Here is a 21,645-nt window from a genome sequence, read left to right as displayed (position 1 = left end):
TGAGGATGTGCCGTGCGCCCGCAGCGCACGTGCGCCGGATTGGCGGAATGGCAGACGCGACCGACTCAAAATCGGTTGTCCGTGAGGACGTGTGGGTTCAAGTCCCACATCCGGCACCCTGGGAAGCGGGAGAGGCACGCGCGTGTTGAACCCGGCATGACCGAGTTCGCTCACCTGGCGGCACACATCGCCACCACCGAGACCGTCACGATCGTCACGACCCGCTCCAGCGGCGACGAGGTCGCCACCCCGATCTGGGCGGTCACGGTCGACGGCGTGCCGTACGTGCGCTCGGCCTACGGCGAGAAGGCGGCCTGGAATCGACGGGCGCGTTCCGGCCGGCCGGTCGCGTTCACGCTGGCCGACGGCCGCAATGCCGAACGCGACGCCCGGGCCGCGCTCGCCGACCGGCGTCTCGCGGTGACGGTGCGGCACATCGCGCACGACGCGCCGGAACAAGACGCGGTGGATGCGGCGTTCCGGGCCAAGTACGGACACACCCCGCACATCGGCGCGGTCGTCAGCGACGACGCCCGTGCACTCACCCTCCGAGTCGAGCCCGCCTAGTGGCCGAACTCGTCTAGTCCTCGATCGCCGTGAACCGAGGGCCGGAGTAGCCGTCACGCTCGACGGACTCCCCCCACATCGCTGCGGGCCGCACCCAGAGCCGCTCGTCGCCTTCTCGGTGGTAGACGACGAACGGCTCCTCGGTTTCGCTGTGGGTCGCGGTGTTCACGACGACGTAGACCGCGCCCTTGAAGTGCCGGTAGCGGCCGGGTCGGATCTCAGCGGGTGCGACGCTAGTCAGCGTGCTTTCCCGACTCCCAGACGGGGCGCTTCGGCTTGATCGCCGATCCGATGACGTGCACGCGCATGTCGTTCGTCGACCCGGGCACGCCGGGAGGGGATCCCGAGATCACGACGACCTTGTCACCCTCCTCCGCGAGCCCCGCGGCGAGAAGCACCTCGTCCACCTGCTTGTACATGGCGTCGGTGTGGTCGACGCGCTCGACGAGGAAGGACTCGATGCCCCAGGTGAGGTTCATCCGGCGACGGATCGCCTCGTCGGTTGCGAACGCCTTCATCGGGATGCGGAAACGCAACCGCGACATGCGGCGCGCCGAGTCGCCCGACTCGGTGAAGACGCAGACGTACTTGGCGTCCACGAAGTCGGCCACCTCGGCGGCGGCGAGGGTGATCGCCCCGCCCTGGGTGCGCGGCTTGGTGCCGAGCGGCGGGATGCGCTCGAGCCCGTGGTCTTCGGTCGACGCGATGATCCGCGCCATCGTCTGCACCGTGACGACCGGATACTTTCCGACACTCGTCTCGCCGGAGAGCATGACCGCGTCGGCACCGTCGAGCACCGCGTTGGCGACGTCGGAGGCCTCGGCGCGGGTCGGCACCGGGTTGTCGGTCATCGACTCGAGCATCTGCGTCGCGACGATGACCGGCTTCGCCATGCGGCGGCTCAGTTCGATCGTGCGCTTCTGCACGATGGGCACCGCCTCGAGCGGCAGCTCGACGGCGAGGTCGCCGCGGGCGACCATGATGCCGTCGAAGGCGTCGATGATCTCCTCGAGGTTGTCGACCGCCTGCGGCTTCTCGATCTTGGCGATGACGGGGATGCGGCGGCCCTCTTCGGCCATGATCTCGTGCACGCGGGTGACATCGGCGGCGTTGCGGACGAACGACAGGGCGATGTAGTCGGCGCCGAGCTTGAGGCCCCAGCGCAGGTCGTCTTCGTCCTTCTCCGACAGCGCGGGGACGTTGACCGCGACCCCGGGCAGGTTGATGCCCTTGTTGTTCGAGACCGGACCGGCGACGATGCACTTCGTGACGACGCGCACGCCGTCGGTCGAGACGACCTCGACCTTGACCTTGCCGTCATCGATCAGCAGGAAGTCGCCCGGCGCGACGTCGCCCGGCAGGCCCTTGTAGGTGGTGCCGACGAGATCCTTCGTGCCGAGCACCTCTTCGGTCGTGATCGTCAGGATGTCGCCGACCTCGAGCTGGTGCGGGCCGTCGGCGAATTTGCCGAGCCGGATCTTCGGACCCTGGAGGTCGACGAGCACCGCGACCGGGGCGCCGAGATCCTCCGCCGCCTTGCGCACGTTCGCGTAGACCTCGTTGTGCACCTCGTAGGTGCCGTGGCTGAGGTTCATGCGAGCGACGTTGACGCCGGCTTCGATGATCGCTCGAAGGGATTCGTAGCTGGATGTCGCGGGCCCGAGGGTGGCGACGATCTTGGCTCTTCTCATGGGGTGGCGGGGTTACTTTCTCATGGTGGCGGTGGCGAAGCGGGAAAGTCAGACGGTGAGGGCGCGATCGGTCGGGCGCACCGGGAAGGGCAGCTGCGTCTCGCCTTCCAGGTAGCGGTCGACGGCGGATGCCGCGGCGCGGCCCTCGGCGATGGCCCAGACGATGAGCGACTGCCCGCGACCGGCGTCGCCGGCGACGAACACGCCCGCCTCGCTGGTGGCGTAGTCGCCGTCGCGCTCGACGGTGCCGTTCTCGAACGGCACGCGCAGCTGGCCGTGCAGGGTGTCGCTCTCGGGTCCGGTGAAGCCCATCGCGATGAGCACCAGGTCGGCCGGGATCTCGCGCTCGGTGCCCGACTTCGGCACCCGCCGGCCGTCGAGGTACTCGGTCTCGGCGACCCGCAACGCGCGCACCTCACCGGCCTCGTTGGCGAGGAACTCCACGGTCGAGGCGAGGTACACCCGCTCGCCGCCCTCCTCGTGGGCGCTGGAGACCTCGAACAGGGTCGGCGTCGTCGGCCACGGCTGGTGCTCGGGGCGCTCCGCGGGCGGCTGGATGCCGATGGCCAGGTTGGTGACGCTGAGAGCGCCCTGGCGGTGGGCGGTGCCGATGCAGTCGGCGCCGGTGTCGCCACCGCCGATGACGACGACGTGGCGCCCCTCGGCGGTGATCTGCGCGGCGACCTGGTCACCCGCGACGACCTTGTTCTGCTGCACGAGGTAGTCCATCGCGAAGTGCACCCCGAGCAGGTCGCGGCCCGGGATCGGCAGGTCCCGCGGAACGGTCGCGCCGGTCGCGATGACGACCGCGTCGTATCGCGATCGGAGGTCATCCCAGGCGATGTCCTCACCGATGGTGACGCCGGCCCGGAAGCGCGTGCCCTCGGCCTGCATCTGCGCGAGTCGCGCATCCAGCCGCTTCTTCTCCATCTTGAAGTCGGGGATGCCGTAGCGCAGCAGGCCGCCGATGCGGTCGTCGCGCTCGTAGACCGCCACGGTGTGTCCGGCCCGGGTGAGCTGCTGTGCGGCCGCGAGTCCCGCCGGCCCGGAGCCGACGACGGCGACGGTCTTGCCGGTCAGCCTCTCCGGCGGATGCGGGGTGACCCAGCCGTTCGCCCAAGCCTGGTCGATGATCGACACCTCGACCTGCTTGATCGTGACCGCGGGCTGGTTGATGCCGAGCACGCAACTCGCCTCGCACGGCGCCGGGCACAGGGTGCCGGTGAACTCCGGGAAGTTGTTGGTGGCATGCAGGCGCTCGATCGCCTGGCGGCCCTCGCCCCGCCAGATGAGGTCGTTCCACTCCGGGATGAGGTTGCCGAGCGGGCAGCCGGAATGGCAGAACGGGATGCCGCAGTCCATGCAGCGCCCGGCCTGACGCCGCAACTGGGTCGGGTCCTGGTTCTCGTAGACCTCTTTGAAGTCCATGATGCGCACCGGCACCGGCCGGCGCTTCGGCAGCTCGCGCTCCTGGACCTTGAGGAATCCCTTGGGATCAGCCACCGGTCACCTCCATGATCCGTGACCAGACGACGTCGCCGTCGGGGTCGAGGCCTTCTTCGATCGCGTCGGCGCGCGCCTTGATGACGGCGGCGTAGTCGCGGGGCAGCACCTTGACGAACGCGGCCATCGTCGCATCGGGGTCGGCGAGCATCTTCGCCGCGAGTGCGGAGTCGGTCTCGGCCACGTGCTTGCGCAGCAGGTCGGTGAGGATCTCCACGTCGGCGCTCTCCAGCGGCATGAGCGACAGCTCACCGTTGGCGAGGGCATCCCGGTTGACTCGCTCGGGGCGCAGGTCGTACACGTAGGCCGTGCCTCCCGACATCCCGGCGCCGAGGTTGCGCCCGGTCGTTCCGAGGATCACCGCGAGACCGCCGGTCATGTACTCGAGGGCGTGGTCGCCCACCCCTTCGACGACGGCGGTCGCGCCCGAGTTGCGCACCAGGAACCGCTCCCCCACGACGCCGCGGATGAACATGCTGCCCTGCGTCGCGCCGTAGCCGAGAACGTTGCCGGCGATGACGTTGCGCTCGGCGGCGAAGACGGCGGAGTGCGGCGGACGCAGGATGATCTGGCCGCCCGAGAGACCCTTGCCGACGTAGTCGTTGGAGTCGCCCTCGAGACGCAGGGTGATGCCGTTGGGCATGAACGCGCCCAGCGACTGGCCCGCCGACCCGGTCATCGACACCTGGATCGTGCCCTCGGGAAGGCCGTGCTCACCGTGGCGCTTGGTGACCTCGTGGCCGAGCATCGTGCCGACGGCACGCTCGGTGTTCTTCACCGGCAGCTCGATCGTCACGGGCTCACCGTTCTCGAGGGCGGCGGCGGCGCGACGGATCAGCTCGACGTCGAAGTGCTCGTCGAGTTCGTGCTTCTGCGCCACCCGGTTGCGACGCGGCTCGTCCTCGGCGAACACCGGCCCGACGAGGATCGGGCTGAGGTCGAGCCCGTCGGCCTTCCAGTGCTCCACGGCGCGGTCGACATCGAGCAGGTCGGCGCGACCGATCGCCTCGTCGAGCGACCGGAACCCGAGCTCCGCGAGGTACTCGCGCACCTCCTGGGCCAGGTACTCGAAGAACGTCTCGACGAACTCGGGCTTGCCGGTGAACCGGGCACGCAGCTCCGGGTTCTGGGTCGCGACGCCCACGGGGCAGGTGTCGAGGTGGCAGACCCGCATCATGACGCAGCCCGAGACGACCAGAGGTGCGGTGGCGAATCCGTACTCCTCGGCCCCAAGCAACGCGGCGATGATGACATCCCGACCGGTCTTGAGCTGGCCGTCGACCTGCACGACCACCCGGTCGCGCATGCCGTTGAGCATGAGCGTCTGCTGGGTCTCGGCGAGGCCGATCTCCCACGGGGTGCCGGCGTGCTTGAGCGAGTTGAGCGGGCTCGCGCCGGTGCCGCCGTCGTGACCCGAGATGAGCACGACATCGGCGAGTGCCTTCGACACACCCGCGGCGACCGCGCCGATTCCCGACTGCGAGACGAGCTTCACGTGGATGCGCGCCTCGGGGTTCGCCCGCTTCAGGTCGAAGATCAGCTGCTTGAGGTCTTCGATCGAGTAGATGTCGTGGTGCGGCGGCGGCGAGATGAGCGCGACGCCGGCCGTGGAGTGCCGGGTGCGGGCGATCCACGGGTACACCTTGGTGGCCATCAGCTGGCCGCCCTCGCCGGGCTTCGCGCCCTGCGCCATCTTGATCTGGATGTCGGTGGCGTTCGTGAGGTACAGGCTCGTGACGCCGAACCGGCCGCTCGCGACCTGCTTGATCGCGCTCCGGCGTGCCGGGTCGAGAAGCCGGTCGACGTCTTCGCCGCCCTCGCCGGTGTTCGAGCGTCCGCCGATGCGGTTCATCGCGATCGCGAGGGTCTCGTGAGCCTCCTGCGAGATCGAGCCGTAACTCATCGCACCCGTGTTGAAGCGCGCGATGATGCTCTCGATCGGCTCGACATCGTCGAGCGGGATCGGCTTGCGCTCGTCGTCCTTGAACTTGAACAACCCGCGCAGGGTCATCAGGTTCTCGGCCTGCTCGTCGACGAGCCGCGTGTAGTCGCGGAAGATGTCGTACCGGCGGGCGCGCGTCGAGTGCTGAAGCCGGAACACCGTGTCGGGGTTGAACAGGTGGGAGGGCCCCTCGCGGCGCCACTGGTACTCGCCGCCGACCTGCAGGCGCTCGTGCACGGTGATCGCGCCGTCTTCCGGGTACGCCGCCGCATGCCGGGCGGCGTTCTCGGCCGCGATCACGTCGATGCCGACGCCCCCGAGCAGGCTCGTGGTCCCCGTGAAGTACTGGTCGACGAACTCCTGGCTGAGGCCCACGGCTTCGAACGCCTGCGCTCCGGCGTACGATCCGACGACCGAGATGCCCATCTTGGACATGATCTTCAGCACGCCCTTGCCGAGCGCCTTGATGAGGTTCTTGACCGCCTTCTCGGGCGTGACCCCGGAGATCATGCCCGAGTTGACGAGCTGCTCGGCAGTCTCCATCGCCAGGTACGGGTTGATCGCCGACGCGCCGTAGCCGACGAGCAGCGCGACGTGGTGCACCTCGCGCACGTCACCGGCTTCGACCACGAGACCGACCTTCATCCGCGTCTCCTGTCGGATGAGGTGGTGATGCACCGCCGAGAGCATGAGCAGCGACGGGATCGGCGCGAGGTCGGCGTTCGAGTCGCGGTCGGAGAGCACCAGGAACTGCGCGCCGTCGGCGATCGCGTCGTCGGCCTCCTCGCACATCCGGGCCAGCCGATCGGCCATCGCCTCGGTGCCCTCGTCGATGCGGTACAGCCCCTTGATGACCCGTGCCAGCTTCGGCCCGCGCTGGCCGGGCTCGGCCGGCCCTTCGATGTGCTGGATCTTCGCGAGCTCGTCGTTGTCGATCACCGGGAAGTCGAGCACGACCTGGCGGGCGTGCTCGGGCGTCGCGGTGAGCAGGTTGCGCTCCGGACCGAGGCCGAGCTTCATGCTCGTGACGACCTCTTCGCGGATGCTGTCGAGCGGCGGGTTCGTCACCTGCGCGAACGCCTGGGTGAAGTAGTCGAACAGCAGCCGCGGGCGGTCGCTCAGCACCGCGATCGGGGTGTCGGAACCCATCGCCCCGAGGGGCTCGGCGCCGTTGATCGCCATCGGCGTCAACAGGATCCGCACCTCCTCCTCGGTGTACCCGAAGGTGCGCTGACGACGCACGACCGACGCGGGAGTATGCGAGATGTGCTCCCGCTCCGGCAGGTCGGCCAGTTCGATGCGGCTTTCGTCGAGCCAGTCCTGCCACGGTTCGGATGCCGCCAGCTCGGCCTTGACCTCGTCGTCTTCGACGATGCGCCCCGCGACGGTGTCGACGAGGAACATCTTCCCCGGACGCAGCCGTCCCTTGCGCACGATGCGGTCGGGCGGGAAGTCCAGAACGCCGATCTCGCTCGCCAGCACGACGAGGCCGTCGTCGGTCACCAGGAAGCGGCCCGGCCGCAGGCCGTTGCGGTCGAGCGTCGCCCCGACGAACTCGCCGTCGGTGAAGACGAGCGCGGCGGGGCCGTCCCACGGCTCCATGAGCATCGAGTGGAACTCGTAGAAGGCGCGACGGGCCGGGTCGATGTCGACCTGGTTCTCCCAGGCCTCCGGCACCATCATCATCATCGCGTGCGGCAGCGAGCGGCCGCCGAGGTTGAGCAGCTCCACGACCTCGTCGAACGATGCCGAGTCGGACGCGCCGGGGGTGACGATCGGGAACACCGGCTTGAGGTCGCCGAGCAGCTCGCTCTCCAGCTGCGACTGGCGGGCCCGCATCCAGTTGCGGTTGCCTTCCACGGTGTTGATCTCGCCGTTGTGGGCGATCATGCGGAACGGCTGGGCGAGCGGCCACGACGGGAACGTGTTCGTCGAGTACCGGGAGTGCACGAGAGCGAGCTTCGAGACGAAGCGCTCGTCGGAGAGGTCGGGGTAGAACGGCTCCAGCTGGAGGGTCGTCACCATGCCCTTGTAGACCAGGGTGCGTGCGCTCAGCGAGGGGAAGTAGGCGCCCAGCTCCCGCTCGGCCCGCTTGCGCAACCGGAAGGTGAGCCGGTCGAGCTGGATGCCGGACAGCGGCTGGCCGTGCGCGTCGCCGCGGGTGGCCTCGACGAACACCTGCTCGAAGACCGGCGCGGCTTCACGCGCCAGGGTTCCGAGGTGCGCGGGGTCGGTGGGCACGTCGCGCCACCCGATGACCCGCAGCGACTCCTGCTCGGCGATGGTCGTGATCGCCGCCTTCTGCGCGTCGCGCTCGGTCTTGTCGGTGGGCAGGAACGCCATCCCGACCGCGTACCGTCCGACGGGCGGCAAGTCGAAGCCCGCGACCGCGCGCAGGAACTGGTCGGGGATCTGGGTGATGATGCCGGCACCGTCGCCGGTGCCCGCGTCGGATCCGATCGCCCCGCGGTGCTCGAGGTGCCGCAGGGCATCCAGAGCCTGCGTGACGATGTCGTGGCCGGCCGTTCCGCGCAGCGTGGCGACCATGGCGAGGCCACAGGCGTCCTTCTCTGACGCAGGGTTGTAAAGCCCCTGCGCCTGCGGAACGGTGCTGAACCGTTCGTATGCGCTCTGAACCATGGGTACCGTCCTCACGATGGTGCTGGAGTGGGACTGCGCTGGCCCAACGGATGCTGTGTGGCGACGTGTCGACGAAGGCCACGGGCCGCGAGGGGTGCGCGGAGGCGGGACTATTTTCGGGAAGCTCCGCTTGTGGCAGGCGCCGGAGTCGTGGATCCGGCGCCATCGCCGGTCTCATCGTCCGTGTAGATCTCGTCGGAGTCTACCGCAGAGTCGGGCGTCCACTCTTTGCCGGGCAGGTAAACGCTCGGTTCGATGCCCGGATGCCGCTTCGTCTGCACGACGATCACGATGATGCCGACCAGGATGAAGAGCAGCGCGCCCCACACGTTGGAGCGGATGCCGAAGAGCGTTTCGCTCGGGTCGAGGCGGATCGACTCGAACCACGCGCGGCCGATGCCGTACCAGATCGCATAGAGGCCGACCATCTTGCCCCAGTGCCACGCGTCGCGACGCGTGAACGTGGGCCACACCGGCAGGAACTTGCCGATGCCCGACTGAACCTTGCCGAGCGAGACCCGGTTCTCGATCAGCATCAGCACGCCGAAGCCGGCGAGCAGCCAGATGATCTCGTAGAGGAAGGTCGGGTGGAAGAGGGCGTCTGCGGGGATGCCGACCGGGATCGCCGGGTTCGGGCGGTCGATCTCGAGGCCCCACGGCAGGTCGGTGGGGAGGCCGAACAGCTCCTGGTTGAAGTAGTTGCCGAGGCGGCCGAAGGCCTGGGCGAGCAGCAGCGTGGGGGCCATCGCGTCGACGGCGGCCGTGAAACGCAGGCCGGCGAGTCGGCAGGCGATGTACACGCCGAGGCCGCCGAACAGCACGGCGCCGAAGATCGCCACGCCGCCTTCCCAGACGGCCCAGACGCTGCCGGGTTCGAAGGCGTTCCAGGTGTTCTTGCCCTCGCCGAAGAAGTCGTCGGGGTGAGTGGCGACGTGCCAGATGCGGGACCCGACGATTCCGAACACGACGGCCCAGATCGCGAGGTCGATGACGATCCACGGCTCGGCGCCGCGGGCGGTCAACCGGTAGTTGGAGACGGTGATCGCGACGGCGATGCCGAGCAGGATCGCCAGGGCGTACACGTGGATGACGAACTGCTCGGGAAACCACGGAAGAACGCCCACGAGTGCGTCGTGGATGAACCCCAGAGGGATCTCGAACGACGACCAGTCGGACGGCGGGCTGGGAAGGCTCGTCGGGATCACGTCGGCGAGTCTACTTCCTGGTCGCGGTCGTGCCGGACGCGAGCTCGGCGGCCTTCGCGGCGACTCCCGCGACGCCTCCGTCGGCCAGCGCGCTCACCAAGGCCGAGCCGACGATCGCGCCGTCGGCGTAGCCGAGAACCTCGGCGACCTGCTCGCCCGTCGAGATGCCGATCCCGACACAGACGTTCTCCGCGCCGACGCCCCGCAGGCGCGCCACGAGCGAACGCGCGGCGGCGTCGACATCCTGTCGCGCTCCGGTGATGCCCATCGTCGAGACGGCGTAGACGAAGCCACGGCTCGCCTCGACGGTCGTCTTCAGGCGCGCATCGGTGGATGACGGCGCCGCCAGGAAGACGCGGTCGAGACCCGTGCGGTCGCTCGCCGCGATCCACTCGTCGGCGGAATCCGGGGTGATGTCGGGGGTGATGAGTCCCGCTCCCCCGGCGTTCACGAGCGCGTCGGCGAAGGCATCCACTCCGTACTGCAGCACGGGGTTCCAGTAGGTCATCACCAGCACCGGGATGTCGACCCGCGCGCGCACCGCTTCGACGGCGGTGAAGACATCGCGCACCCGGAACCCGCCGGCGATCGCGGCCTCGGTGGCCTTCTGGATCGCGAGCCCGTCCATCACGGGATCGCTGTAGGGCAGCCCGAGTTCGAGCGCGTCGACGCCGTTCTCGGCGAGCGCGACCGCGGCGTCGATGCTCGTGCCGAGGTCGGGGAACCCGACCGGGAGGTAGCCGATGAGGCTGCCGCGGCCGTCGTCGCGGTTCTGCGCGATGCGGGTCGCGACCGAAAGGGTGGGAACGGTCACGACTGCTTCGCTCCCTCGTCGAACAGGTCGAACCAGGCTCCGGCCGTGGCGACGTCTTTGTCACCACGACCGGAGAGGTTGACCAGGATGGTGGCGTCCGGCCCGAGTTCGCGACCGAGCCGCAGAGCGCCGGCGAGGGCGTGAGCGGACTCGATGGCCGGGATGATGCCTTCGGTCATCGACAGCAGGCGGAGGGCATCCATCGCCTCGGTGTCGGTCGCCGGCAGGTAGGTCGCGCGGCCGCGGTCGTTGAGGGCGGCATGTTCGGGGCCGACCCCCGGGTAGTCGAGTCCGGCCGAGATCGAGTGCGACTCGATCGTCTGCCCGTCGTCGTTCTGCAGCACGTAGGACCGTGAGCCGTGGAGTACGCCCGGTCGACCCCGTTCGATGGTCGCCGCGTGCTTCTCGGTGTCGACGCCGTCACCGGCCGCCTCGATCCCGTACAACTTCACGTCGGCGTCGTCGAGGAACGCGTGGAAGATGCCGATGGCGTTCGAGCCGCCGCCGACGCAGGCCATGACGGCATCCGGGAGTTTGCCGGTGAGCTCGAGTACCTGCTGACGCGCCTCCTCGCCGATGATCTTCTGGAAGTCGCGCACCATCGCCGGGAACGGATGCGGGCCCGCCGCCGTTCCGAAGATGTAGTTGGTGGTCTCGACGCTCGTCACCCACTCGCGGTAGGCCTCATTGATCGCGTCCTTCAGCGTGCGGCTGCCGGTCGTGACCGACACGACTTCGGCACCGAGCAGCCGCATGCGGGCGACGTTGAGCGCCTGACGCTGGGTGTCGACCTCGCCCATGAAGATCGTGCACTCGAGCCCGAAGAGCGCGGCCGCCGTCGCGGTCGCGACGCCGTGCTGGCCGGCTCCGGTCTCGGCGATGACGCGGTTCTTGCCGAGGCGCCGGGTGAGCAGCGCCTGGCCGAGCACGTTGTTGATCTTGTGCGAGCCGGTGTGGTTGAGATCCTCCCGCTTGAGGATGATGCGCGCCCCGCCGGCATGCTGGGCGAACCGCGGCACCTCGGTGATGATCGAGGGGCGGCCGGTGTAGGTGCGATGCAGTTCGGCCAGCTCGGCAGCGAACGACGGGTCGGCTTTCGCCGCCTCGTAGGCGGCCGCGAGTTCGTCGATCGCCGCGATGAGCGACTCGGGCATGAACCGGCCGCCGTAGGCGTCGAAGAACGGGCCGGGGCGGTCCCTGAGCGACTCCGTCTGCTCGGTGGGTGGGGTCACTTTCCGGCCTCCAGGAAACTCTTGAGCGTGGCGACCGGGTCGTCGCCGGTGACGAGCGCTTCGCCGATGAGCACGACATCCGCGCCGGCAGCGCGGTAGTGGGTGACATCCGCGGCGTCTTTCACGGCCGACTCGGCGACGCGGACGACACCCGACGGGATGCGATCGGCGAGCGTTCCGAACAGGTCACGGTCGAGTTCGAAGGTCGAGAGGTCGCGGGCGTTGATGCCGACGATCGAGGCTCCGACGTCGAGGGCACGCTCGACCTCTTCGGCGGAGTGGGCTTCGACGAGCGGGGTCATGCCGAGCTCGAGAATGAGCGCATGCAGTTCGTGCAGCACGGGCTGCGTGAGCGCCGCGACGATGAGCAGCACGAGGTCGGCGTCGGCGGCACGGGCCTCGAACACCTGGTACGGCTCGGCGATGAAGTCTTTGCGCAGAACCGGCAGGTCGACCGCGGCTCGCACGTCGGTGAGGTCCTGCAGGGACCCGCCGAAGCGGCGCCCTTCGGTCAGCACGCTGATCGCGCTCGCGCCGCCGGTCTGGTACGAGACGGCGAGGGATGCCGGGTCGGCGATCTCGGCGAGGGCGCCTCGCGACGGGCTCGCCCGTTTCACCTCGGCGATGACCTTCACCCGTTCGGCGGGAGCCAGCGCGGCGAGAGCATCGCGAGCGGGCGGTCGCGCCAGAGCTGCGGCTTCGACCGCCGGGAGCGTCAAGGTCGCCCGGCGCGCCGCGGCGTCGTCGACGGCACCGGCGACGAGCTCCGCGAGCAGGTCAGGAATGGTTCTTCGGGACGTAACGCGGCCCCTTGACGCCGTAGCCGAGCTTCGCGAGAACGAGACCCAGCAGCAGACCCAGGACGACGACGCCCGCCGAGATCCAGACGAGCAGCGCCTGGTCGAACCAGAACGCGAACGTGCCGCCGGTGATGCCGATCAGCATGACCACCACGGCAACCCAGGCCGCGGGCGAATGTCCGTGACCGGGCTCGTTCTCGTCGCTCATCTGTGAATCTCCTTCTCCTGCTGAGGTGCAGCCGTAGTCTACCGAGTCTCGACACGCCGCTCGGCGGCTACTCGACCCCCGCCGGATCGGTCGGATCGTCGCCCGCGCTGAGGGCGTCCCAGCTGCGGGCAGGATCGTCGCTCGCCCGCTCGCCCTCGACGCGGGAGCGTGAATACCGGGCCCCGGTCGCCGGCCAGCTGCGGATCGTCGTGGCGACCCAGGCCGCGACGAGCACCTGCAGGGCGCCACCGACGATCGCGACCACGGTGAGCGCGTCGAGTTCGGGGAGGAATACCGCCACCGCGACGACGCAGGCGCCAAGCAACGCGATCAACACGGCGAGGATCGCCCGGAACGCCGGACCGGCGAGCAGCATCGCGAGCACCGCGGCGGCGGCGGCGAGAGCAAGTGCTCCGAATGCGGCGTTCGACCCGGCCGCGATCGCGGTCACGACGATCGGGACCGCGAGAGCAAGCAGGGCGATGAGGCGCAGGCGCGACGGGGTCATCGGATGCGGCGCATCGCGTTGGCGACCGCGACCGCTCGCAGCGGTGCCGCCGCCTTGTTCTGGGCTTCGCGGTGCTCGCTCATCGCATCCGAATCGGCGACGAGGCCGGCGCCGGCCTGCACGCGGGCGAGGCCACCGACGATCGTCGCCGTACGGATCGCGATCGCGAGGTCGGCATCCCCGGCGAGGCCGAAGTAGCCGACGACGCCGCCGTAGACCCCGCGCTGCGCGGGTTCGAGCTCGTCGATGATCTCCAGCGCCCTCGGCTTCGGGGCCCCGGAGAGGGTGCCCGCCGGGAACGTCGCGCGGAACACGTCGATGCTCGTCGCGTCGGGCCGCAGGTCGCCTTCGACGGTCGAGACGAGATGCATGATGTGGCTGAAGCGCTCGACCTGCATAAACTCGGTCACCTCGACCGATCCGGCGACGCAGACCTTCGAGAGGTCGTTGCGCGCGAGGTCGACGAGCATGAGGTGCTCGGCCTGCTCCTTCGGGTCGGCGAGCAGCTCGTCGGCGAGGTCGACATCCTGTTCGGGCGTCTCGCCGCGCGGCTTCGATCCGGCGATCGGATGCGTGATGACCCGTCCGTCCGCGACCTTGACGAGCGCCTCCGGGCTCGACCCGACGATCGCGTAGCCCGAACCGTCGGGGGCCTCGAGCGTCAACAGGTACATGTACGGGCTCGGGTTGAGCGTGCGGAGCACCCGGTAGACGTCGATCGGCTCGGCCGTGATGGCATGGTCGAAACGCTGCGAGATCACCACCTGGAAGACGTCGCCGTCGCGGATGTACTGACGGGACCGCTCGACGGCGGCCAGGAAGTCGGCCTTCGGGGTGCGGGCGATCGGCTCCGGCACGATGTCGAGATCGATGTCGGCGAGCCAGGTCTCGGTGGGCTGCGCGAGGCCGGTCTGCAACTCGTCGAGTCGTCGCTGCGCGTCGGCCCACAACGTCTCTTCGTCGTCGGTGCCGTCGTTGAGCACCGCCGCGATGAGGATCGCGGAGCCGGTGCGGTGATCGAGCGCGACCAGTTCGGAGACGAACGAGAACGCCTGCCCCGGGACCTCGTAGTCGGCCGGCGGTGCATCCGGCAGCTTCTCGAGCTGGCGCACCGCTTCCCAGCCGATGAAGCCGACGAGTCCGCCGGTGAGCGGCGGATGGCCGGCGACCTGCGGCGTGCTCCAGCGCTCGTAGAGGTGGTTGAGAGCATCCAGGGATGTCGTGGGAGCGTCGGCGCCGAGGGCACGCTCGGCGGAGAGCCCGTAGTCGAGCCAGGTGACTGCCCCGGCATCTTCGGTGAGAACGCCGAGCGAACCGACGCCGACGAACGACCAGCGTGACCAGATGCCGCCCTGTTCCGCCGATTCCAGCAGGAACGTCCCGGGCTTGCCGACCGCGAGCTTGCGGTAGACGCCGATCGGCGTCTCACCGTCGGCGAAGAGGCGGCGCAGCACCGGGACGACGCGGTGCCCGGCGGCGATCGCCGCGCGGAAGTCAGCGCGGGAGGTGCTCCCGGCCGAAGTGGTCGTCGTGGTCACGCGTCGATTGTCTCAGGTTTCACCTTGGGTCTTCGGCGACAGAACAGAGCTCTCCCCGGGCGTGCGGTTCATTGCTTTCGGCGGAGGGGGTGCTTGCTGGTGAGTTCGATGGGCTTTCGAATACCCGACCCTCGGGATGGTGGGTGCATGAGCCATGTCCCGCCGGGTCGGTCGGGTGGTCGGATGTTCCAGCCCATGTTGTGGGTGAGGAGGTGGTGGAAGCGGCAGAGGAGGATTCCGTTTGCGATGTCGGTGGGTCCGCCGTTGTCCCATTCGGTGGCGTGGTGGGCTTCGCACCAGGAGGGTGGGCGGTCGCAGTCGGGGTGGGCGCAGCCGCCCCAGATCGCGGCGAGGGCGATCCGCTGCCGGGTGGTGAAGAGTCGTTGGGTGAGTCCGACGTCGATGGGACCGTCGGGGTGGAAGATCACGGGGACGTAGCCGTCAGCACAGACGTGGCGTTCGACGGTGGCGATGGACACGGCGGCGGTTTGCCCTTCGAGGTGCCCGGCACCTTCGCGGCGGTGCAGGTCGCGGGCGTCGACATGGACCCGCACGGCGGGTTTGCGGATCCCGAAAATGCGTCCGGGGTCGGCGGCGGCGGCGATGCGGATCATCTCCACGAGCGCGTCGAGGGCGAGTTGTTCGGTGGTGCGGGGGTCGTTCTCGATGGCGTCGGCGCGGGCGCGTTCGGTGTCGTCGAGGAAGCGGGGTCCGTTGCGGCGGGGTGCGGTGACGCAGTCGATCGCGTCGGTGACCAGAGCCGCCGATTCCGGGTCGAGGAGTCCGAAGATGCTGGTCATCCCATCCGGGCGTGGGGTGAGGCGCAGGAATCGTTTCTGCCGCAGCGCCTGCTCCCGGTCGGCGATCCCGGCGGCATCCAGTTCGTCTCGCATCTCCCGGGCGAGGCGGGCGACCTTCTCCGGCGGCAGCGTCGCGGCCTCGGCGACGAGGGTCTGGGCGGCGTCGAGCAGGTCATCCGCCCCCAGTTCCGGAGTCGGCGAGCCGAGTCCGGTGACGATCGCGGCCGCCGCCCCCACCGACACCTCACCGGAAGCGACCCCGGCCGCGACATCCGTCAACCACACCGGCGGAGCATCCAACAGCCGCCCCACCGTGACCAGATCCCGGGCATCCCGCACCGACTTGCCCGTCAGGCTCGACACCAGCCCTTCCGGCCCGCGCGCCCCCGTCGAGGCCGCCAACCCCTCATAGCCGGCATCCCGCGACGACCGCCGATCGATCTCCCCCGCGAACGCGGCGACCACCGACTCCGCGGAACGCACATGCGCCGCCCACCGCCGCATCCCCACCATCAACTCCTGATGCGACGCACGCGCCAACCCGGAGAGGTCAGGGACCTCGATCACAGGCACGGCAGGCAGGCTCACGCCGATCTCCCAGTTCACAGTTCGTCATTCAGAACGGAATGCTCGGCACGAGCAAGACCACCCTATCGAACGTATGTTCGACTCGCAACCCTTGTGCACAGGGGGATCGACACGCCGCCTGCGGCGGCTACTCAACCGCCGACAGTCGGGGCCAAAGGGTCGACGTCGAAGCAGGAGTGGGCGCCGGTGTGGCAGGCGGGGCCGACCTGGTGCACCGTCACGAGCAGGGTGTCACCGTCGCAGTCGAGAGCGGCGGCGCGCACGTGTTGCACGTTGCCGCTCGTGTCGCCCTTGCGCCAGTACTCCTGCCGGCTGCGCGACCAGAAGGTCACCCGGCCTTCGGTGAGGGTGCGACGCAGTGCTTCGGCATCCATGTAGCCGAGCATGAGCACCTGCTTGGTCGACTCCTCTTGGATGATCGCGGGCAGCAGCCCGTGGCTGTCGAACTTCACTCGATCGAGAACGTCGTTCATCGCACCACGATCCCTTCTGCCCGCAGGGCGTCTTTCACGTCGCCGACGGTGAGCTCTCCGCTGTGGAAGACGGATGCCGCGAGCACGGCATCCGCGCCCGCCGCGACGGCAGGGGCGAAATCGCCGACGGCGCCCGCTCCCCCGCTGGCGATCACCGGAACGCTGCTCAGCTCACGCACGAGTCCGACCAGCTCGAGGTCGAAGCCCTGTTTCGTGCCGTCGGCGTCGATCGAGTTGACCAGCAGCTCGCCGGCACCCCGCTCGATCACCTCGCGCGCCCAGGCGAGCGCGTCGATGTCGGTCTCGGTGCGTCCGCCGTGGGTCGTCACGACGAAACCGCTCGGCGTACGGGGGCTGCGTTTCACGTCGAGTGAGAGCACGAGCACCTGCGCCCCGAACCGGTCGGCGATCTCACCTACGAGTTCGGGCCGGGCGATCGCGGCGCTGTTGACGCCCACCTTGTCGGCGCCACTCGCCAGCAGTCGGGCGACATCCTCGGGGCTGCGCACGCCCCCGCCGACGGTGAGCGGGATGAACACCTGCTCCGCCGTCGCAGTGACGGTCGCGTACATCGTGGCGCGGGCATCCACGGTGGCGGTGACGTCGAGGAAGGTGATCTCGTCGGCGCCCTGCTCGTAGTACGTGCGGGCGAGGTCGACGGGATCGCCCATGTCACGCAGGTTCTCGAAGTTGACGCCCTTGACGACGCGCCCCTCGGTGACGTCGAGGCACGGGATGACGCGGATCGCAAGCGACACGGCGGACTCAGATCCGTGCGGCGTGGATCGACGACACGAGGATGGCGCGCGCACCGAGGGCGTAGAGCGCATCCATCACCTCGTTGGTGTCGTCGCGCGGCACCATGACCCGCACCGCCACCCAGCCGGTGTCGCGCAACGGCGAGACGGTCGGCGACTCGAAGCCGGGCGTGATCTTCGACGCCTTCTCGATGAGCTCGGCCGGCAGGTCGTAGTCCATGAGCACATAGCGGCGGGCGACCATGACCCCCTGCAGGCGGCGGCGGAAGGTCTCCAGCCCGTCGATGTCGTCACGAGCGGCGATCAGCACCGCGGTCGATTCCAGGATCACCGGGCCGAAGATCTCCAGTCCCTGCTTGCGCAGGGTGGATCCGGTCTCGACGACGTCGGCCACGGCATCCGCGACACCGAGCCGCACCGCCGACTCCACCGCGCCATCGAGGTGCACGACCGTCGCGCGCACCCCTTGCGCTTCGAGGAAGTCTTCGACGAGGCCCGAGTAGCTGGTCGCGACCCGGGTGCCGGCCAGATCGGAGAGCTTCGTGAACTCCCCCACCGGTCCGGCGAACCGGAAGGTCGAGGCGCCGAAGTCGAACTCGTCGATCTCCACCGCGGTCGAGTGCGAGTCGAGCAGCAGGTCGCGGCCGGTGACGCCGACATCGAGGGCGCCCGACCCGACGTAGGTCGCGATGTCGCGCGGACGCAGATAGAAGAACTCCACGTCGTTGCGCGGGTCGGGAACGATCAGCTCTTTGGGGTCGCGGCGCACCGCGTAGCCCGCCTCGCGGAGCATGTCCACGGCGGTCTCGGAGAGGGTGCCCTTGTTGGGCACGGCGATTCGAAGCATTGGGCGCAAGTCTTTCAGTCGGAGGGTCTCAGGCGGGAATGGTCTCGACACGCCGCTTCGCGGCTACTCGACCACCGATCAGAGATGTCGCCCGACGTCCTCGAGGGTGAGGTTCTTCGCGAGCATCAGCACCTGCAGGTGGTAGAGCAGCTGGGAGATCTCCTCGGCGGTGCGCTCGTCGCTCTCGTACTCGGCCGCCATCCACACCTCGGCGGCCTCTTCGACGATCTTCTTGCCGATCTCGTGCACGCCGGCGTCGAGGTACGCGACGGTTCCGGAGCCCTCCGGCCGCGAGGCTGCGGTGCGGGAGAGCTCCTCGAACAGCCCGTCGAAGGTCTTCACAGCCCCCAGGGTAGCGGGCTCGTGTCGTGCCTGCCGCCGCCCTCGACGGGCTCGAGCCGCACGATGACGGCCTTCGAGACCGGTGTGTTGCTCTCCTCCGACGCGCTCGCCAGGGGCACGAGAACGTTGGCTTCGGGATAGTACGCGGCAGCGCAGCCCCGCGCGGTGGGATACGCGACGACCCGGTAGTTGCGCAGCACCCGGTCGGGTTCGTCCTTCCACTCGCTGAAGATGTCGACGCGTTGGCCGTCGGCGAGCCCCATTTCGAACAGGTCGTCGGGGTTGACGAAGATCACGTCGCGGCCCTTCTTGATGCCGCGATACCTGTCGTTGAGCGAGTAGATCGTGGTGTTGAACTGGTCGTGCGAGCGCAGCGTCTGAAGGATGAGGCGACCCGGCGGCCGCTCGAGGTGCTCGAGCTCGTTGACGGTGATCATCGCCTTGCCGGTGCGCGTGTCGAACCGGCGCTCGTCACGCGGACCGTTCGGCAGGATGAACCCGCCCTTCTTGCGGATCACCGTGTTGAAGTCGGCGAAGCCGGGCACGACTCGGGCGATGCGCTCGCGGATCGTGTCGTAGTCGCGCTCGAAGGCATCCCATTCGATGCCGTACCGGTCGCCCAACGTCGCTTTCGCCATCCGGGCCACGATGGCCACCTCAGAGAGCAGATCGTCGCCGACGGGCTTCACGGCGCCGTGCGAGGCGTGCACCGCGCAGACGCTGTCTTCGACCGAGACGAACTGCGGCCCCGACTCCTGGAGGTCGATCTCGGTACGTCCGAGCGTCGGCAGGATGAGTGCTTCGTCGCCGGTGACGACGTGCGAGCGGTTGAGTTTCGTCGACACCTGCACCGTGAGCGAGGCGCCGCGCATCGCGGCTTCGGCGGCGGCGGTGTCGGAGATCGCGCCGACGAAGTTGCCGCCCATCGCGATGAACACCTTCACGTCACCGCGCTGCAGCCCTTCGACGGTCTGCACGGCGTCGTAACCGTGTCGACGGGGCACCGAGAAGCCGAACTCGGCATCCATCGCATCCATGAAGCGGTCGGGCATCTTCTCCCAGATGCCCATGGTGCGGTCGCCCTGCACGTTGGAGTGCCCGCGGATCGGGGATGCCCCGGCACCGGGCTTGCCGATGTTGCCGCGCAACAGCAGCAGGTTGACGATCTCCTTGATCGTCGCGACCGCCTTCTTCTGCTGGGTGAGTCCCATCGCCCAGGTGATGATCACCTTGTCCGCGGCCAGGTACTCCTCGGCGAACGCCTCGATCTCAGCCGGGGTGAGTCCCGTGGCCTCGAGCACGGCGGCCTCGTCGAGACCGGCGATGTGGCTGGCGAACTCGTCGAGCCCGGACGTGTGGGCGGCGAGGAACTCGTGGTCGAGCACGGTGCCCGGTGCCGCCGCCTCGGCCGCCAGCACCCGCTTCGATGTCGCCTGCAGCAGGGCCATGTCGCCGCCCGAGCGGATCTGCAGGAACCGATCGGCGATCGCGGTGCCCTTGCCGATGATGCCGCGCACCTTCTGCGGGTTCTTGTAGCGGATGAGCCCCGCTTCGGGCAGCGGGTTCACGGCGATGATCCGACCGCCGGCGCGCTTGCAGTCCTCGAGTGCCGACAGCATCCGCGGGTGATTCGTGCCGGGGTTCTGGCCCATCACGATGACGAGGTCGGCCTGCGCGAAGTCGTCGTACGCAATCGTCGACTTGCCGATGCCGAGGGTCTCGCTCATCGCGGTGCCGGTGGATTCGTGGCACATGTTCGAGCAGTCGGGCAGGTTGTTGGTGCCGAACGCCCGCACGAACAGCTGGTACAGGAACGCCGTCTCGTTCGCGGTGCGGCCCGACGTGTAGAACGCCGCCTCGTCGGGGCTGCTCAGGGCGTTCAGCCGCTCGGCGATGGTCGCGAACGCGCGGTCCCAGGTGATCGGCTCGTAGTGATCCGACCCTGCCGGCTTGTACACCGGTTCGGTGAGGCGCCCCTGCTGTCCGAGCCAGTACTCGTCGCGGTCGAGCAGGCTCGTCAGGGAGTTCTCGGCCCAGAACGAGCGCGGCACGGTGACCGGCGTCGCCTCCCAGGTGACGGCCTTCATGCCGTTCTCGCAGAACTCGAGCGTGTTGCGGTGCCCGGGGTCGGGCCACGCGCAGCTCATGCAGTCGAAGCCGTCCTTCTGGTTGATGGCGAGCGACAGTTTTGCGGTGCGCACGACGCCCATGTCGTGCAGGGCGGGCTCCATCGAGTTGAGGATGGCCGGAACCCCGACCGCCCACGGCTCGTTGTGGCCGACCTTGATGTCGGGGTACGCCTCGGTGGGTTCCTCGGTCATCGAGCCGCCTCCACGAGGTGCGGCACGGCGACGCGTTGCTCGCCCGCGTAGACCACCATCGTGCGGCCCCGCATGAACCCGACGACGGTCATGCCCGACTCCTGGGCGAGGTCGATGGCGAGCGACGACGGCGCCGACACGGCGGCGAGCATCGGGATGCCTGCCATCGACGCCTTCTGCACCAGCTCGAAACTCGCCCGCCCCGACACCTGCAGCACCATTCCGGAGAGAGGCAGCATCCCTTCGCCGTGGGCCCAGCCGATGACCTTGTCGACGGCGTTGTGGCGGCCGACGTCCTCACGAAGCACGAGCATCTCGCCGGTGCGGCCGTCGAAGAGTGCCGCGGCGTGCAACCCACCGGTCTTGTCGAAGACGTCCTGTCCCGCGCGCAGACGGTCGGGGAAGGATGCCAGCAGTTTCGCGTCGATCACCAGCGGGTCGTGCGCGACCGGGTGGTGCGACGCGGTGCGTACGGCGTCGATGCTCGCCTTGCCGCACAGCCCGCAGGAGGAGGTCATGTAGAAGTTGCGTTCCAGGCTCGGGTCGGGCGCCGCGACGCCGTTCGCGAGGGTCACGTCGAGCACGTTGAAGGTGTTCTCGCCGGTCTCGGTGACGCCCGCGCAGTAGCGGATGGCGGCGATCTCGCCCGCGTGGGCGACGATGCCCTCGGAGATCAGGAATCCGGCCGCGAGGTCGAAGTCGTGCCCCGGCGTGCGCATCGTGATGCTCAGCGAGGTTCCCCCCACCCGGATCTCCAGCGGCTCTTCGACCGCGAGCAGGTCCTCGCGCCGGGAGACGGTCGTGTCAGCGGAGCTCTCGCCCAGCGTGATCCGGGTGACCCGCTTCCTTGCGGTGATTCTTCCCATGT

19 protein-coding genes and 1 tRNA gene are annotated in these 21,645 nt (G+C 69.0%); 2 read left to right on the top strand and 18 right to left on the bottom strand.

Annotated elements, in window-relative coordinates:
• Nucleotides 1-33 precede the first annotated feature (33 nt).
• Together IE173_RS03825 and IE173_RS03820 are read left to right on the top strand one after the other, a co-directional pair.
• Nucleotides 34-116: transfer RNA gene (locus IE173_RS03825), tRNA-Leu, on the top strand.
• 40 nt (nt 117-156) lie between these two features.
• Nucleotides 157-567, top strand: coding sequence for a DUF2255 family protein (locus IE173_RS03820; protein WP_191282003.1), 411 nt, complete (start codon nt 157-159; stop codon nt 565-567).
• A 13-nt stretch (nt 568-580) separates the two neighbouring features.
• Here IE173_RS03820 and IE173_RS03815 read toward each other — a convergent pair whose 3' ends face one another.
• The 18 genes from IE173_RS03815 to fdhD form a co-directional block, all read right to left on the bottom strand.
• Nucleotides 581-784 carry a DUF1653 domain-containing protein gene (locus IE173_RS03815; RefSeq protein WP_268248899.1) on the bottom strand — a complete coding sequence of 68 codons (204 nt, stop codon included), beginning with the start codon at nt 782-784 and terminating at the stop codon, nt 581-583.
• A gap of 16 nt (nt 785-800) precedes the next feature.
• A complete protein-coding gene (gene pyk / locus IE173_RS03810; RefSeq protein ID WP_191282002.1) occupies nt 801-2,258 on the bottom strand; it encodes a pyruvate kinase in 1,458 nt (485 codons plus the stop codon).
• 48 nt (nt 2,259-2,306) lie between these two features.
• Nucleotides 2,307-3,761, bottom strand: a complete 1,455-nt coding sequence (locus tag IE173_RS03805; protein WP_191282001.1) for a glutamate synthase subunit beta — start codon at nt 3,759-3,761, stop codon at nt 2,307-2,309.
• A complete protein-coding gene (gene gltB / locus IE173_RS03800; RefSeq protein ID WP_191282000.1) occupies nt 3,754-8,343 on the bottom strand; it encodes a glutamate synthase large subunit in 4,590 nt (1,529 codons plus the stop codon). Before gltB ends, IE173_RS03805 begins: the two co-directional genes overlap by 8 nt.
• A gap of 110 nt (nt 8,344-8,453) precedes the next feature.
• Entirely contained in the window at nt 8,454-9,545 is a 1,092-nt protein-coding gene (locus IE173_RS03795; protein ID WP_191282478.1) for a prolipoprotein diacylglyceryl transferase, read from the bottom strand.
• 13 nt (nt 9,546-9,558) lie between these two features.
• Nucleotides 9,559-10,362 carry a tryptophan synthase subunit alpha gene (gene trpA / locus IE173_RS03790; protein ID WP_191281999.1) on the bottom strand — a complete coding sequence of 268 codons (804 nt, stop codon included), beginning with the start codon at nt 10,360-10,362 and terminating at the stop codon, nt 9,559-9,561.
• On the bottom strand, nt 10,359-11,516 hold the full coding sequence (gene trpB / locus IE173_RS03785) for a tryptophan synthase subunit beta (protein ID WP_229841925.1): 1,158 nt from the start codon (nt 11,514-11,516) through the stop codon (nt 10,359-10,361). Before trpB ends, trpA begins: the two co-directional genes overlap by 4 nt.
• Nucleotides 11,517-11,590: 74 nt before the next feature.
• Nucleotides 11,591-12,370: an indole-3-glycerol phosphate synthase TrpC gene (gene trpC / locus IE173_RS03780; RefSeq protein WP_191282477.1), complete on the bottom strand. Its 780-nt coding sequence runs from the start codon at nt 12,368-12,370 to the stop codon at nt 11,591-11,593.
• Nucleotide 12,371: 1 nt separating this feature from the next.
• Nucleotides 12,372-12,602 carry a DUF6704 family protein gene (locus tag IE173_RS03775; RefSeq protein WP_191281997.1) on the bottom strand — a complete coding sequence of 77 codons (231 nt, stop codon included), beginning with the start codon at nt 12,600-12,602 and terminating at the stop codon, nt 12,372-12,374.
• A gap of 67 nt (nt 12,603-12,669) precedes the next feature.
• Nucleotides 12,670-13,110 carry a Trp biosynthesis-associated membrane protein gene (locus IE173_RS03770; RefSeq protein ID WP_191281996.1) on the bottom strand — a complete coding sequence of 147 codons (441 nt, stop codon included), beginning with the start codon at nt 13,108-13,110 and terminating at the stop codon, nt 12,670-12,672.
• On the bottom strand, nt 13,107-14,648 hold the full coding sequence (locus IE173_RS03765) for an anthranilate synthase component I (RefSeq protein WP_191281995.1): 1,542 nt from the start codon (nt 14,646-14,648) through the stop codon (nt 13,107-13,109). Before IE173_RS03765 ends, IE173_RS03770 begins: the two co-directional genes overlap by 4 nt.
• A 68-nt stretch (nt 14,649-14,716) precedes the next feature.
• Nucleotides 14,717-16,036 carry an HNH endonuclease signature motif containing protein gene (locus tag IE173_RS03760; protein WP_191281994.1) on the bottom strand — a complete coding sequence of 440 codons (1,320 nt, stop codon included), beginning with the start codon at nt 16,034-16,036 and terminating at the stop codon, nt 14,717-14,719.
• Between the two features lie 131 nt (nt 16,037-16,167).
• Nucleotides 16,168-16,509, bottom strand: a complete 342-nt coding sequence (gene hisI / locus IE173_RS03755) for a phosphoribosyl-AMP cyclohydrolase (protein WP_191281993.1) — start codon at nt 16,507-16,509, stop codon at nt 16,168-16,170.
• Nucleotides 16,506-17,267 carry an imidazole glycerol phosphate synthase subunit HisF gene (gene hisF, locus IE173_RS03750; protein WP_229841862.1) on the bottom strand — a complete coding sequence of 254 codons (762 nt, stop codon included), beginning with the start codon at nt 17,265-17,267 and terminating at the stop codon, nt 16,506-16,508. The genes hisI and hisF overlap by 4 nt, the downstream gene beginning before the upstream one ends.
• A gap of 7 nt (nt 17,268-17,274) precedes the next feature.
• Nucleotides 17,275-18,114, bottom strand: coding sequence for an ATP phosphoribosyltransferase (hisG, locus tag IE173_RS03745; protein ID WP_191281991.1), 840 nt, complete (start codon nt 18,112-18,114; stop codon nt 17,275-17,277).
• A gap of 78 nt (nt 18,115-18,192) precedes the next feature.
• Entirely contained in the window at nt 18,193-18,456 is a 264-nt protein-coding gene (locus IE173_RS03740) for a phosphoribosyl-ATP diphosphatase (protein ID WP_191281990.1), read from the bottom strand.
• Nucleotides 18,453-20,777, bottom strand: coding sequence for an FdhF/YdeP family oxidoreductase (locus tag IE173_RS03735; RefSeq protein WP_191281989.1), 2,325 nt, complete (start codon nt 20,775-20,777; stop codon nt 18,453-18,455). Before IE173_RS03735 ends, IE173_RS03740 begins: the two co-directional genes overlap by 4 nt.
• On the bottom strand, nt 20,774-21,643 hold the full coding sequence (fdhD, locus tag IE173_RS03730; RefSeq protein ID WP_191281988.1) for a formate dehydrogenase accessory sulfurtransferase FdhD: 870 nt from the start codon (nt 21,641-21,643) through the stop codon (nt 20,774-20,776). Before fdhD ends, IE173_RS03735 begins: the two co-directional genes overlap by 4 nt.
• Nucleotides 21,644-21,645 lie beyond the last annotated feature (2 nt).

The organism is Pseudolysinimonas yzui (assembly GCF_014653215.1).
In the GTDB taxonomy this organism is placed as follows: domain Bacteria; phylum Actinomycetota; class Actinomycetes; order Actinomycetales; family Microbacteriaceae; genus Pseudolysinimonas_A; species Pseudolysinimonas_A yzui.
The sequence above is the reverse complement of the archived record's forward strand: the minus strand, read 5'-3'. Positions and strand labels throughout refer to the sequence as shown.